At 50.5% G+C, this 15,276-nt stretch carries 8 protein-coding genes and 4 pseudogenes; 10 read left to right on the forward strand and 2 right to left on the reverse strand.

Annotated features, from left to right (window positions below; translation table 11 throughout):
• Nucleotides 1-12 precede the first annotated feature (12 nt).
• Nucleotides 13-372 carry a DUF6488 family protein gene (locus SFRI_RS17815; protein WP_011638887.1) on the forward strand — a complete coding sequence of 120 codons (360 nt, stop codon included), beginning with the start codon at nucleotides 13-15 and terminating at the stop codon, nucleotides 370-372.
• A gap of 390 nt (nucleotides 373-762) precedes the next feature.
• Nucleotides 763-912 (forward strand): annotated as a pseudogene (locus SFRI_RS21355) (integrase); the annotation flags it as partial.
• 228 nt (nucleotides 913-1,140) lie between these two features.
• Here the strand turns inward: SFRI_RS21355 and SFRI_RS17820 are convergent.
• Nucleotides 1,141-1,752: pseudogene (locus tag SFRI_RS17820) on the reverse strand (group II intron maturase-specific domain-containing protein); the annotation flags it as partial.
• Between the two features lie 42 nt (nucleotides 1,753-1,794).
• On the reverse strand, nucleotides 1,795-2,235 hold the full coding sequence (gene cadR / locus SFRI_RS17825; protein ID WP_011638890.1) for a Cd(II)/Pb(II)-responsive transcriptional regulator: 441 nt from the start codon (nucleotides 2,233-2,235) through the stop codon (nucleotides 1,795-1,797).
• A gap of 85 nt (nucleotides 2,236-2,320) precedes the next feature.
• Between cadR and SFRI_RS17830 the strand changes: the two genes are divergently transcribed.
• The 8 genes and pseudogenes from SFRI_RS17830 to SFRI_RS17865 form a co-directional block, all read left to right on the forward strand.
• Nucleotides 2,321-4,726 carry a heavy metal translocating P-type ATPase gene (locus SFRI_RS17830; RefSeq protein WP_011638891.1) on the forward strand — a complete coding sequence of 802 codons (2,406 nt, stop codon included), beginning with the start codon at nucleotides 2,321-2,323 and terminating at the stop codon, nucleotides 4,724-4,726.
• Entirely contained in the window at nucleotides 4,723-5,802 is a 1,080-nt protein-coding gene (gene lspA / locus SFRI_RS17835; RefSeq protein WP_011638892.1) for a signal peptidase II, read from the forward strand. The genes SFRI_RS17830 and lspA overlap by 4 nt, the downstream gene beginning before the upstream one ends.
• Before the next feature lie 129 nt (nucleotides 5,803-5,931).
• Complete coding sequence (locus SFRI_RS17840) at nucleotides 5,932-6,489, forward strand: recombinase family protein (RefSeq protein ID WP_004213590.1); 558 nt, start codon at nucleotides 5,932-5,934, stop codon at nucleotides 6,487-6,489.
• Between the two features lie 2 nt (nucleotides 6,490-6,491).
• Nucleotides 6,492-8,036 (forward strand): annotated as a pseudogene (locus SFRI_RS17845) (Tn3 family transposase); the annotation flags it as partial.
• Nucleotides 8,037-8,176: 140 nt separating this feature from the next.
• Entirely contained in the window at nucleotides 8,177-11,155 is a 2,979-nt protein-coding gene (locus tag SFRI_RS17850; protein WP_006991878.1) for a Tn3-like element ISShfr9 family transposase, read from the forward strand.
• A 177-nt stretch (nucleotides 11,156-11,332) separates the two neighbouring features.
• Complete coding sequence (locus SFRI_RS17855; protein ID WP_002962881.1) at nucleotides 11,333-12,235, forward strand: cation diffusion facilitator family transporter; 903 nt, start codon at nucleotides 11,333-11,335, stop codon at nucleotides 12,233-12,235.
• Entirely contained in the window at nucleotides 12,222-12,659 is a 438-nt protein-coding gene (locus tag SFRI_RS17860; RefSeq protein ID WP_011638894.1) for a phosphatase PAP2 family protein, read from the forward strand. The genes SFRI_RS17855 and SFRI_RS17860 overlap by 14 nt, the downstream gene beginning before the upstream one ends.
• Before the next feature lie 114 nt (nucleotides 12,660-12,773).
• Nucleotides 12,774-15,266: pseudogene (locus tag SFRI_RS17865) on the forward strand (Tn3-like element ISShfr9 family transposase); the annotation flags it as partial.
• Between the last annotated feature and the right edge of the window lie 10 nt (nucleotides 15,267-15,276).

The raw sequence follows: 15,276 nt of genomic DNA on the forward strand, positions 1-15,276 counted from the left end.
AAGGGCATATTTATGAGATATTTATTTGCTTTTTTAGTTATCGTTACTTCTTTTAATTGTAATTATTCTTTTGCGCATCTAGATAGAATGAAAAGCATGGATCATTCAAGAAATAGTCATATGAATGAGAAGAAGGTAATTAGCATTACCATTAAAACAATAAATAAAATGACATTCAAAGATTTAGGTTATGAGGCTGGTAAGCTGCCATCTTCATGGGAAACCATTAACAATGCAGATGTAAATATTGTAAATGTTCATGAAGGAAGTTATGTCGTGAGTGCTACGAACTCACAAGTTAAACAGACATTATATTTTAGAATTGATGACGATGGTGATGTCGTTGCAGTATCTGAGAATAAGGGCTTTTAATAAGCGGTAAGTAATGAAATAGTGATTGTCAAACGACTACTTCTAATTGAAGTAGTCGCAACCATTGTTCTTACTAAATTAGGATAAGAACAAGGCGTCTAAAGGCGGCACTACCAACTTAGAAGCCTGTTGGTAATCATGGCAATTGCACCATCATCCTAATTGTTTACTATTACACATTATGAGAGTCTGAGTTAGTTAACTTGAAATGGTCGCATAATCATGTGAATCGCTTTGGTAATGGTGTCCCAGTGTTCATTCGTTGAGTGTAAAAACATCTGCACATAGCCAAAACTCAAACGCGATTATCCTGACTTACAATACATCCTCATTAGCGAAAGTACTATTAGCTACACTTATGATGACCAATCAATAAAGTAGGAGGTCACCATGGTCTCATCAAACAAAAAAAATCATAGCGGAGTCAAAAAGCCTTTTCGGCTCGAAGAGATTTGGCGTATTCGAACTAGGCTAGAAATAGAAAATAGCCTTATGCAACTAGCGTTACTCAATTTGGCAATCGATAGTAAACTCAGAGCAAGTTGTGCGTTTATATAATAGTTTGATAATTCTTAATAATGTTTGATCATTTATATAATAGTTTGATATTTTTTGTCGCTTTTGGTGAATGTTCAGGTTAAGAGTTAGCACATTTTTGTCGGGTAGACGACACTTGTTGCCAAGTGCCGTCCCCCTAAGAACCCAGCGTGCAACTTTCACTGCACTAGGCTCAAGCCTCCACAAAGGTATCGTTTGATACCCAGCAACTTATAAAGCAGTGAGAGCAGGTTCATTCCAAGCGTTACGAGCTTGCCTTTTCGATTTTCTCCTAGCCAAGTATTCTTGGTATTGAGGATCGAATGGTATAGCCGCACTTCGAATTTTCACATGTCTCTCAATAGGCACTTTGGCTATTTGGAATAGATTGAATTGGCAATCCATATCCTTGACCTTCTGCCAACCGTGAAATTGCCATTGGCCTTTTCGGTTGATGAAGTATTTAAGGGCTACCCAAGTCTTAGACTTTGTTGGATGGCGCCTTACTGCCCAGTGCCATAACGAATAGAATAGTTTGTGCCCAACATACCCGAATACTTGTTTAGCAACGCAATGACGATAATAATTCGCCCACCCCCTTAGTTTCGGATTTATCAGTTTGATAAGGTCGTTAACAGGGATGGTTGCGTGCTTTTTGATGAGTTCGCGCAGGTTACTTAAGAACAACAACGTGTTGGATTTACTCGGTTTAATGAGCAATTTTCCTTTGTACTTCCTATGATTAAACCCTAAGAAGTCAAAACCATTGTTGATGTGGGTAATATGCGTTTTCTCTTCGGAGAGTGTTAAGCCTCTTTCCGCTAAGAAATCAGCTATCAAGGGGTCGCCTCAGAAAACGGAAAATAAAGCACGCTAAGCCCTTACTTACCCAGATGTTTGACTGTTCGTGGCACTTTCACCATGGCAATTGCAATTGCCCAACCCTTGCAAAATGCCGCACGCCTCTACAGATCGAGAGCCAGAACACTTCTCGCGCAAATCAACCAAGTGCCGTTTTAACTGCAACAGCGCGGACACACGCATTTCCACCTGTTGAATATGGGCCTCCAGCAGCGTGTTGACCTCCCCACAGTCCTGCATCGGGTTGTCTCGCAGACCCAGCAATGCGCGAATCTCGCTCAACGTCATCTCGAGCGAACGGCAATGACGGATGAATTGCAAGCGCTCAATGTGCGCCTCACCGTACAGCCGGAAGTTGCCACCGCTTCGCGCTGGCTTCGGCAGTAGCCCTTCCTTCTCGTAGTAGCGGATGGTCACGACCTCGCACCCAGAGCGCTTGGCGAGGTCGCCAATTCTGATTTCCATGCATCAATCTCCAATTATCACTTGACTCTATAGTGACTATAGAGATTTTAATGGAGGCTGAATAGAAGATTTTCAGGAGTTACTCATGAGCGAATGCGCTTCAAAGGGGTGTGGCTGCACGACTGAGCCGATCATCCAACCCACGGCACCGGCCCCGCTGGCAACCGGATCGGCTCAAGCGGTGTACCGCATCGAGAACATGGATTGCCCGACCGAAGAGGCGCTGATCCGAAGCAAACTGGCCGGTCTGGCGGGGGTGGCGGGTCTTGAATTCAACCTGATGCAACGTACCTTGGCCGTGCGACACGAATTGCCTTCGTTGTCTCCCGTCGAGCAGGCGCTGAAGGCCATCGGCATGCAAGCTGTGCGCATGGATCAGGCGTCGGCCGAGCAGACGACCAAGCTGTCCATTGCCAAGATGGATTGCCCGACCGAAGAGACGTTGATCCGCAACAAGCTCGGCACCGTGGCCGGTGTTGCTGATCTCGATTTCAACCTGATGCAGCGCACGCTGTCGGTACGCCATGCGAACCAGGTTCTGCCAGACGTGCTCGTGGCACTGCAAGCGCTTGGATTCGAGGCGCAGGTCGTGGACACGGCAGAGGTCGCATCTCCATCCGCCGCCCCTGTGACCACGCCGACCAACTGGTGGCCGCTGGGCATCTCCTTGGTCACTGCATCGGCGGCCGAGGCGGTCTACTGGCTCCACAACGGCAATCACTGGTCGGTTGTCGTTCTGGCGCTTGTCGCGGTCTTCACGGGTGGCCTCTCCACCTACAAGAAGGGGTGGATTGCGCTCAAGAACCGTAATCTCAACATGAACGCCCTCATGTCGATTGCGGTCACGGGTGCCATGTTGATCGGCCACTGGCCCGAAGCGGCAATGGTGATGGTACTGTTCGCGCTGGCCGAGGTAATCGAAGCCAAATCGCTGGATCGCGCTCGTAACGCTATCCGTGGCCTGCTCGACCTGACCCCGGAACAGGCCACGGTACAGCAGGCTGACGGCACATGGCGCGAGGTGGGCGCCAAGCAAATCACCATCGGCGCCCGCGTCCGGGTCAAACCAGGTGAGCGCATCGCCCTTGATGGTGAGGTGCTGGAAGGCCGCTCTGCCGTCAACCAAGCCCCGATCACGGGTGAAAGCCTCCCGGTCGAAAAATCCCCCGGTGATTCGGTGTTCGCTGGCACGATCAACGAATCCGGCTCGTTCGAGTACCGCGTCACCGCCTTGGCCAACAACTCCACTTTGGCCCGGATCATTCACGCGGTAGAGGCTGCGCAAGGTAGTCGTGCGCCGACTCAGCGTTTTGTCGATCAGTTCGCCCGCTGGTACACCCCCGTTGTATTCGGCGTTGCCATCGCCGTCGCGTTGTTGCCGCCGCTGTTCATGGGTGCGGCATGGCTCGACTGGATCTACCGTGCATTGGTTCTGCTGGTGGTCGCCTGCCCGTGCGCACTGGTGATCTCTACACCGGTCAGCATCGTCAGCGGCCTGGCCGCCGCCGCCCGCCACGGCATTCTCATCAAAGGTGGCGTCTATCTGGAAGAAGGCCGCAAGCTGCGCTGGCTGGCTCTGGACAAGACCGGCACGATCACGCACGGCAAGCCCGCACAGACCGACTTTGTCACATGGGGCAATGCACTCGCCTCGGACAGCCGCAGCATCGCTGCCAGTCTGGCGGCCCGCTCGGACCATCCTGTATCCAAGGCGGTGGCACAGGCCGCGCAGACGGACGGGGTTGCCTTGCTCGACGTGGCCGAATTCAACGCGCTGCCCGGTCGGGGTGTGCAGGGCCAAATCAACGGTGAAACCTACCATCTTGGCAACCAGCGGATGCTAGAAGAGCTGGGGCAGCGTACTCCCGAGCTGGAACAGCGCATCGCGGCGCTGGAAACCATGGGTAAAACTGTCGTGATGTTGGTCAGCGCAAAAGGGGTTCATGCCTTATTTGCCGTAGCGGACACCATCAAGGAAAGCAGCAGGAGCGCCATTGCCGAGCTTCATGCACTGGGCATCAACACCATGATGCTGACCGGCGACAACCCCCACACGGCACAGGCCATTGCCGCACAAGCCGGGATCGACCGTGCGCAAGGCAATCTGCTCCCAGACGACAAACTGCGCGAAGTTGAGCTACTGGCCATAAAGGGCAAGGTCGGCATGGTCGGTGATGGCATCAACGATGCCCCGGCCTTGGCGCGTGCGGACATCGGCTTTGCCATGGGAGCGGCTGGCACAGATACCGCCATCGAGACCGCTGACGTGGCCCTGATGGACGACAACCTGGGCAAGATTCCGACCTTCGTGCGCCTGTCGCGTGCGACGGCGCAGGTGCTGATGCAAAACATTGTGCTGGCCCTTGGCATCAAGGCAGTATTTCTGGTGCTGACCTTCACGGGTCAAGCGACCATGTGGATGGCGGTGTTTGCTGATATGGGGGCCAGCTTGCTCGTCGTTGGCAATGGCTTGAGGCTGTTGCGCAAATGAGCTGGAAATTCTTTCTCTACGACTGGGGTGGTCTGAACATCGCGTTGTTCCAAGCCATCAACATGAGCACACCTGCAGCGCTGGAACCGCTGGCATCGTTCTTCAACCTTGTGATAGGCAACTACTGGACTGCACCACTGATGCTCTTGGCGATGTGGGGATGGTCAAAGTCGGCACCTGACCCAACGCGGGCCGATGCCATCCGGTACAGACTCAGAGTCTTTAGCGTGGCCTTTGCGTTGGCATTTCTCGTCGCCACCATCTTGAAGCTATGGATCGACTTTCCACGCCCGCCTGCCGTTTTTGGCGACATGGTGCGCGTTATCGGGGGCATCGAACGACACTACAGCCTGCCCAGCGGGCATGCCACCTATGCCGCGCTGGTGGTCGGCGCGCTCTGGCCTTTGATAGGCCGTCGTGGCCGCATCGGCTTGGTGTTGTACGCCGCATTGGTCGGTTGGTCACGCATCGCAGCCGGAATGCACTTTCCTGCCGATGTGCTGGCGGGGTGGGTACTTGGATTGAGTTGCACGGCGCTCGCCGGGTGGCTGATGCCGCTGGCCGCCCCTGTGTGGCAATCGGCTCGCCGCACATCGACTTGGGTCTGGTTCGCAGTGGCCGCCAGTGCTGTCATGACCGATCAGCTCGCAAAGTTCGCCATCACCCGCACGTTTGCCTACGGTGAACAGGTCGAAGTCACGCCCTTCTTCAACTTCGTCCATGTCCTGAATCCCGGCGCGGCATTCAGCTTTCTGGCGAACGCTGGCGGCTGGCAACGTTACTTTTTCATCACGCTGGGCCTGGTCGTTTCTGCTTGGCTGGGACGCATGCTGTGCCAGCAATTGCCCCGTCTCGAAGCGATGGGATACAGCCTGATCCTCGGCGGTGCGCTGGGCAATGTCGCGGATCGTGTGCTGCGTGGACAGGTTGTTGATTTCCTTGACTTCCATTGGCGACTTGCGCACTGGCCCGCCTTCAACCTCGCTGATGTGGCGATAACTATCGGAGCGCTCTGCCTGTTCTTGACGGTTGTACCGAAAAGCAGTAAAGGCACAGAGGCCGAGGTGTCCGGTTAAGCTATACCCTAACCTGATGTCAGATGCTTGGCGCAAAGCACGTCAGAATAGAGTTGTAGTTTGTATTTATTGACACAGGCCGCCAAGGGTAATAGATTTCATCCTGACACTTTTACCTTTGGAGGCATCTTGCAAGGTCAACGTATCGGCTATATCCGCGTCAGCAGCTTCGACCAGAACCCTGATCGGCAACTGGAGCAAATCGAAGTCGGTAAGGTATTCACCGATAAGGCTTCCGGCAAGGACACGCAACGTCCCGAACTTGAAAGGCTGCTGGCCTTTGTGCGCGAGGGCGACACCGTGGTGGTGCACAGCATGGACAGGTTGGCACGCAATCTCGATGACCTGCGCCGCATCGTTCAGGGGCTGACACAACGGGGCGTGCGGATGGAGTTTGTCAAAGAAGGGCTGGCGTTCACCGGCGATGACTCACCGATGGCCAATTTGATGCTGTCGGTCATGGGGGCTTTTGCGGAGTTCGAGCGCGCACTGATCCGCGAACGCCAGCGCGAGGGAATCGTGCTGGCCAAGCAGCGCGGTGCCTACCGGGGACGAAAGAAATCGCTGAACAGCGAACAAATTGCCAAGTTGAAACAGCGAGTCGCGGCAGGCGATCAAAAAACCTTGGTGGCCCGTGACTTCGGCATCAGTCGCGAAACCTTGTACCAGTACCTGCGGGAAGACTGATCATGCCGCGCCGCTCAATCCTGTCCGCCACCGAGCGCGAAAGCCTGCTGGCACTACCAGATGCCAAAGACGAACTGATACGGCACTACACGTTCAACGAAACCGACCTATCGGTGATCCGCCAGCGTCGCGGCGCTGCGAATCGATTGGGCTTCGCCGTGCAGCTTTGCTACTTGCGATTCCCTGGCATCTTCTTGGGCATCGATGAGCCTCCGTTTCCGCCCCTGCTGCGCATGGTGGCCGCACAACTCAAGGTGCCGGTGGAAAGCTGGAACGATTACGGCCAGCGCGAGCAGACACGGCGGGAGCACTTGGTCGAGCTGCAAACGGTGTTTGGATTCAAGCCCTTCACCATGAGTCACTACCGGCAAGCCGTGCATACATTGACCGAACTGGCCTTGCAAACAGACAAAGGCATTGTGCTGGCCAGCACCCTTGTTGAAAACCTGCGGCGGCAGAGCATCATCCTACCCGCCATGAATGCCATCGAGCGCGCAAGCGCCGAGGCCATTACCCGTGCCAACCGGAGCATCCATGCGGCATTGGCCGATTCCTTGATACCTGTCCATCGCCAGCGCCTGGACGAACTGCTCAAGCGCAAGGATGGTAGCAAAATGACGTGGCTAGCGTGGCTGCGCCAATCGCCCGCCAAGCCTAACTCGCGCCACATGCTTGAACACATCGAACGCCTCAAAGCCTGGCAAGCGCTTGACCTACCTGCTGGCATCGAACGGCAGGTACACCAAAACCGCTTGCTCAAGATCGCCCGCGAGGGCGGCCAGATGACGCCCGCCGACCTGGCCAAGTTCGAGTCGCAGCGGCGTTACGCCACCTTGGTAGCACTGGCCATCGAAGGCATGGCCACCGTCACTGATGAAATCATCGACCTTCACGACCGCATCATCGGCAAGCTGTTCAATGCGGCCAAGAACAAGCATCAACAGCAGTTCCAGGCTTCCGGCAAGGCGATCAACGACAAGGTGCGGATGTATGGGCGCATCGGTCAGGCGCTGATTGAAGCCAAACAAAACGGCGGCGATCCGTTCGCCGCCATCGAAGCGGTCATGCCGTGGGACACCTTCGCCGCCAGCGTCACCGAGGCGCAAACGCTGGCGCGGCCTGCAGATTTTGATTTCCTGCACCATATCGGCGAGAGTTACGCCACGCTGCGCCGCTATGCGCCGCAGTTCCTGGACGTGCTCAAACTGCGCGCCGCGCCCACCGCCAAGGGTGTGCTCGATGCCATCGACGTGCTGCGCGGCATGAACAGCGACAGCGCGCGCAAGGTGCCCGCCGATGCGCCAACCGCATTCATCAAGCCGCGCTGGGCAAAGCTGGTTCTGACCGACGAGGGTATTGACCGGCGTTACTACGAATTATGCGCCCTATCGGAGCTGAAGAACGCACTGCGCTCTGGTGATGTTTGGGTGCAGGGTTCGCGTCAGTTCAAGGACTTCGACGAATACCTGGTGCCGATCGAGAAGTTCGCCACCTTGAAGCTGGCCAGCGAATTGCCACTGGCCGTGGCCACCGACTGCGACCAATATGGGGTTCTGGGGATTTCCCCCTCTAAAAAGACATAATCCTCTGTAGACCACACTAATAAATGGCTGTGGAGGTAGGTTACTACTTATAAGTGTGGCAAATTAGGTAGATATCGTACATTTTAATACGGAACAGCCCTGATATGGCCATCAAAAACGAAATTTCTATTCTCACGAGAGCAGAACAGGCAGATCTTTATTCCCCACCCATTTTTTCAATCGAAGAACAACGTCTGTATTTTTCTCTGAACGATGGGGAATTGGCAGTTTTTCGGTCAATTCGTCTCAGAGCTCATAGATGTTACTTTGTCGCGATTTTGGGATACTTTAAATCAAAGCCCGTCATCCTAGATATCGCTTACTCGCAGGTTTCTAAGGATTTAATGTTCATCAGTAAAGAGCTGCTTGGCGGCAAGGGGCTCAGACCATTCACTCCCTCACAAAAACAAAAAGATCGACTCTACGCAAAAGTATTAGACCTTGCTGGTTATCACAAATGGGACGAAAGTCAGCACTTCAATTCTCTTTTCGACCACCTTGTTCAGGTGGGCAATGCCTGGCTGGAGCCGCGTTACCTCTTTGATACTGCTATTGAATTCCTAGCCAGTCACAGCATTGCTATCCCCAGGTATACCGTACTCCAGAGACTGATAAGCAGAACAATGCAGCAGGTCAGAAAAGACCTGGCGCACCAACTTAATCAACTCACCAGTCCTGAACTTCACGTCTTTCTGGACAGCATAACAGCCATTGATGACGGACTAAGCCTGAACCAGCTCAGAGGCGGTGCAAAAAGTCTGACCGTACCTGAGCTTAAAAAAGAGCTTGCCCTTTATCATCAGTTAGCGCCATGGCGCACGCAAATCAATGGCGTTATCGATGGGCTTAATCTGTCTCTTAAAAATCGACAACACTTCGGTGAGCTCATCAACTATTACGGCAGTAAACTCAAACGATTCAAACGCGCACAGCAGCATCTATGGTTGCTATGTCACCTGACAGAGCGGATACAACTGGCACTGGAACGGTTAACTGATGGGTTCATTTACCATATCCGCAAGCAACAAGAAGCTGCCAACACCTTTGCACAACAAGCAGTGTTCCTGTCCTGGCAGTCAGCCGCGGACAATGTCACAAAAGCGGCAGAGTTACTGCATCTGTTTGTGGATGAGAACATTGATGATAATCAACCCTTCTCAGTAGTCAGACAACAGGCATTGAAGGTCATGAATGACAGGGATATCCAGACCCTCTGCCTTTACCTGAAAAAACAGAAACGGACCGTGGAAGAGTACCAGTGGCAACATTACGATGAACAATGCAATCTCCTGAAGCAACTGTTAAGGCAGGTGTTCTTGTGCCTTGATTGTGAGGCCGGTAAAGGCTCAGAAGCCGTCGTCGCCCAACTTCAACAGATTCAGACGGAAATCGCATCCGGTGGACCACTGAAGACGATGGATACGTCGCTCATCCCGAAAAAGCACCTCCCATGGTTGGTTAAACAGGATAACGTTAACCCGCAACGTTACGAATGGCTGCTCTACCGCCAGTTGACTTCGCGACTGAACGGACGCATTTATTTGCCAAATGTTACCAAATACCGCGCACTGGAAGACGACCTGATCCCCCAGACATCGCAGGATACCTTGCTGGCCTCATCAACACTGGACAGACTAAAACAGCCCGCAGAGTTATTGTTACAGGAGCAACAACACCGGCTGGAAAGTGCGCTCAAAGACGTTGCTCTCCATATTGATGAGGGAGACAATCGAAATGTGATCATGAAAAATCGTACCGGTACCCGCTGGCGTCTGCCGACCAAAAGCGCTACATCTCTGGTCAACAATCCCTTTTTTAAGCGAATGCAACCGGTCGATATCGCGGATGTACTGCGGTATGTAGAGCGCGAAACCGGGTTCATGAAATGTCTGACTCATGTACTTCCGATACAAAAACAAGGGTTCACTCATCAGGATGATTTACTGGCCATTCTGATTGCCAACGCCACTCACCGTGGTGTGTATGGCATGGCGCAGATCTCCGATCGAAGCTATGAACACCTGAGTACGGTGCAGGCCAACTATATCCGGCCTGAAACGCTGCATGATGCCAGCGATGTGATCAATAATGCGGTTGCAGCGCTACCCATCTTCCGCCACTACCATATTCAGGAGGACCAGTTGCATGCCAGTGCGGATGGTCAGAAATTCGAAACCCATCTGGAAACCTTTAAAACCCGGTACTCCTCTAAGTATTTCGGCACCAATAAAGGGATCACGGCCATGACACTGGTAGCCAACCACAGCGCCCTCAATGCTCGGATCATCGGTTCCAACGAGCACGAATCACACTATATTTATGACCTGTTACAATCCAACAGCAGTGATATCAAACCTGACGTACTCTCGACAGATACACACGGTGTCAATCATGTTAACTTCGCCTTACTGGATCTATGCGGTTACAGTTTTGCACCGCGATACGCGCAGTTCAGTAGTGTCATCAACGATCTGTTTGACGTAACTGAAAATGAACATGGCGGCACCAACCTTGCCCTGAAAAAGCCCATCAGGACGAATGTCATCGAAACGGGATGGCAGGATATTAGGCGCATTGTTCTGTCACTTCAGACAAAGCGAACGACACAGGCAATGCTGGTAAGAAAGTTGTCTGGTTATCCTTCGGGGCACCCGACATTACAGGCGCTGACGGAGTATAATCGACTGGTCAAAGCGCAATATTTACTGGATTACATAGACAATGCCAGTTTGCGGCAGTACGTTCAGCGTGCTCTTAACCGGGGAGAAGCGTGGCACTTCCTGAGACGGGCTATTGCGTCGGTAAATGGCGATCAGTTCCGAGGCAAAAACGAGTCTGAAATCGCTATCTGGAATGAATGTGCAAGATTGCTTGCCAACGCGATCATCTACTTCAACTCCGCGATACTGAGTCATCTGCTGGAACACTTTGAAGCGAGAGGAGATGAAGAGAAAGCGGGTATCACTCGTTCTGTTTCGCCCGTTGCGTGGCAAAATATCAACTTAAGCGGAACGTATAACTTCACTAATACTGGGAAATTGCCCGATATTGGCGAAATAACGAGGCCGATAGTGGATGATTAGGCTCCAAACTGAAAGTAAACCACCTCCGCAGCCATTTATTGGTGTAGTCTACAGAGGATTATGTCTTTTTAGAGGGGGAAATCCCCAGAACCCCTACATGCGTTAAATATCAGCACAGATATGTCATTGCCTGAAAAAGCGCCATCACCACTATTTGTTATGCAAGAGGAAGAGTAAATGTCAAATAATAACCATACGCACAGCCATGCACATAACCATGACGGAAAATTAAGCATGGCAGTATTTATCAATATTTTACTTACTGTGGCCCAAGTTATCGGCGGGGTTTTATCAGGTAGTTTATCCTTGATTGCTGATGCGCTTCATAACCTCAGTGATGCAGGCGCTATCGTTATTGCGATTGTTGCGAGAAAAATTGCAAGAAAACCCGCTAATAGCCAAATGACTTTTGGTTTTAAACGGGCTGAAATTATCGGGGCATTAATCAACAGTACTACCCTTATTATTCTTGGTATATATCTCATTTATGCCGCAGTTGAGAAGTACTTTAACCCTCAACCTATTGATGGTTGGATTGTTGTTTGGATTGCGACAATAGCCTTAGTGATTGATTCCATAACCGCGTGGTTGACTTATCAAGCAGGCGCGAAGAATAACTTGAATCTCAGAGCGGCATTTATTCATAATTTATCTGATGCCTTTGCTTCTGTCGTTGTCATTGTTGCGGGTAGTTTGATCATTTTATATCAATGGTATGTTGTCGATTTATTGGCAACCATACTTATCTCGGTTTATGTGGTGTACCACGGTATTATTTTAGCTAAGCAAAGTATTCGTATTTTAATGCAAGCGGTCCCCGTTGATATCGATATCGATAAGATTTGTAAGGATATCGAATCAATGGAGAATGTTGAAAAAGTAAGACACATTCATGTGTGGCAATTAGATGATAGCGAAGTGTATTTAGAAACCAGTGTTAACTTAAAAACGATGGAACAATTCCAAGATCTTAAGCCAATTAAAGATTTGCTCGCAGCTCAATACGGTATTCACCACTCGACCATAGAAGTGGTAGTAGGGAACACCTTGCAAATGGAGAATTGTTTTGAACTTGAGTAAACACCTGCTTTATTCAATGTATGCATTAACGCTTATTGCTTTTTTATTTGAAACAACAAATAGCGATATTTGGCTTCAAAATTTGTTATTCAATGCATCCAACCAAACGTGGTTAATTGATAAATATGAAGAGCCTTATCGTTTTATTTTTTACTTGTTGCCTAAATACAGCATTATTTTGTTGGCACTGTCGCTCATTGCTTTTTACGTTATCGCTTGTAGACGCAAGTACTCTAAGCACTTTCAAAAGCGATTATTAGTGGTTATTTTCTCTTTGATGTTAGTGCCGTCAGTCATCGGCGGTTTAAAAGCAACAACCAATGGTGCTTGTCCTGCGCAGCTTGAACTATATGGCGGCGATGTCCCTTATGTTAAGGCGTTTGAATTAATGCCTGAATGGGGTTCTGGGGATTTCCCCCTCTAAAAAGACATAATCCTCTGTAGACCACACTAATAAATGGCTGTGGAGGTAGGTTACTACTTATAAGTGTGGCAAATTAGGTAGATATCGTACATTTTAATACGGAACAGCCCTGATATGGCCATCAAAAACGAAATTTCTATTCTCACGAGAGCAGAACAGGCAGATCTTTATTCCCCACCCATTTTTTCAATCGAAGAACAACGTCTGTATTTTTCTCTGAACGATGGGGAATTGGCAGTTTTTCGGTCAATTCGTCTCAGAGCTCATAGATGTTACTTTGTCGCGATTTTGGGATACTTTAAATCAAAGCCCGTCATCCTAGATATCGCTTACTCGCAGGTTTCTAAGGATTTAATGTTCATCAGTAAAGAGCTGCTTGGCGGCAAGGGGCTCAGACCATTCACTCCCTCACAAAAACAAAAAGATCGACTCTACGCAAAAGTATTAGACCTTGCTGGTTATCACAAATGGGACGAAAGTCAGCACTTCAATTCTCTTTTCGACCACCTTGTTCAGGTGGGCAATGCCTGGCTGGAGCCGCGTTACCTCTTTGATACTGCTATTGAATTCCTAGCCAGTCACAGCATTGCTATCCCCAGGTATACCGTACTCCAGAGACTGATAAGCAGAACAATGCAGCAGGTCAGAAAAGACCTGGCGCACCAACTTAATCAACTCACCAGTCCTGAACTTCACGTCTTTCTGGACAGCATAACAGCCATTGATGACGGACTAAGCCTGAACCAGCTCAGAGGCGGTGCAAAAAGTCTGACCGTACCTGAGCTTAAAAAAGAGCTTGCCCTTTATCATCAGTTAGCGCCATGGCGCACGCAAATCAATGGCGTTATCGATGGGCTTAATCTGTCTCTTAAAAATCGACAACACTTCGGTGAGCTCATCAACTATTACGGCAGTAAACTCAAACGATTCAAACGCGCACAGCAGCATCTATGGTTGCTATGTCACCTGACAGAGCGGATACAACTGGCACTGGAACGGTTAACTGATGGGTTCATTTACCATATCCGCAAGCAACAAGAAGCTGCCAACACCTTTGCACAACAAGCAGTGTTCCTGTCCTGGCAGTCAGCCGCGGACAATGTCACAAAAGCGGCAGAGTTACTGCATCTGTTTGTGGATGAGAACATTGATGATAATCAACCCTTCTCAGTAGTCAGACAACAGGCATTGAAGGTCATGAATGACAGGGATATCCAGACCCTCTGCCTTTACCTGAAAAAACAGAAACGGACCGTGGAAGAGTACCAGTGGCAACATTACGATGAACAATGCAATCTCCTGAAGCAACTGTTAAGGCAGGTGTTCTTGTGCCTTGATTGTGAGGCCGGTAAAGGCTCAGAAGCCGTCGTCGCCCAACTTCAACAGATTCAGACGGAAATCGCATCCGGTGGACCACTGAAGACGATGGATACGTCGCTCATCCCGAAAAAGCACCTCCCATGGTTGGTTAAACAGGATAACGTTAACCCGCAACGTTACGAATGGCTGCTCTACCGCCAGTTGACTTCGCGACTGAACGGACGCATTTATTTGCCAAATGTTACCAAATACCGCGCACTGGAAGACGACCTGATCCCCCAGACATCGCAGGATACCTTGCTGGCCTCATCAACACTGGACAGACTAAAACAGCCCGCAGAGTTATTGTTACAGGAGCAACAACACCGGCTGGAAAGTGCGCTCAAAGACGTTGCTCTCCATATTGATGAGGGAGACAATCGAAATGTGATCATGAAAAATCGTACCGGTACCCGCTGGCGTCTGCCGACCAAAAGCGCTACATCTCTGGTCAACAATCCCTTTTTTAAGCGAATGCAACCGGTCGATATCGCGGATGTACTGCGGTATGTAGAGCGCGAAACCGGGTTCATGAAATGTCTGACTCATGTACTTCCGATACAAAAACAAGGGTTCACTCATCAGGATGATTTACTGGCCATTCTGATTGCCAACGCCACTCACCGTGGTGTGTATGGCATGGCGCAGATCTCCGATCGAAGCTATGAACACCTGAGTACGGTGCAGGCCAACTATATCCGGCCTGAAACGCTGCATGATGCCAGCGATGTGATCAATAATGCGGTTGCAGCGCTACCCATCTTCCGCCACTACCATATTCAGGAGGACCAGTTGCATGCCAGTGCGGATGGTCAGAAATTCGAAACCCATCTGGAAACCTTTAAAACCCGGTACTCCTCTAAGTATTTCGGCACCAATAAAGGGATCACGGCCATGACACTGGTAGCCAACCACAGCGCCCTCAATGCTCGGATCATCGGTTCCAACGAGCACGAATCACACTATATTTATGACCTGTTACAATCCAACAGCAGTGATATCAAACCTGACGTACTCTCGACAGATACACACGGTGTCAATCATGTTAACTTCGCCTTACTGGATCTATGCGGTTACAGTTTTGCACCGCGATACGCGCAGTTCAGTAGTGTCATCAACGATCTGTTTGACGTAACTGAAAATGAACATGGCGGCACCAACCTTGCCCTGAAAAAGCCCATCAGGACGAATGTCATCGAAACGGGATGGCAGGATATTAGGCGCATTGTTCTGTCACTTCAGACAAAGGCTAAATTTG

This window comes from Shewanella frigidimarina NCIMB 400, assembly GCF_000014705.1.
Taxonomy (GTDB): Bacteria; Pseudomonadota; Gammaproteobacteria; order Enterobacterales; family Shewanellaceae; genus Shewanella; species Shewanella frigidimarina.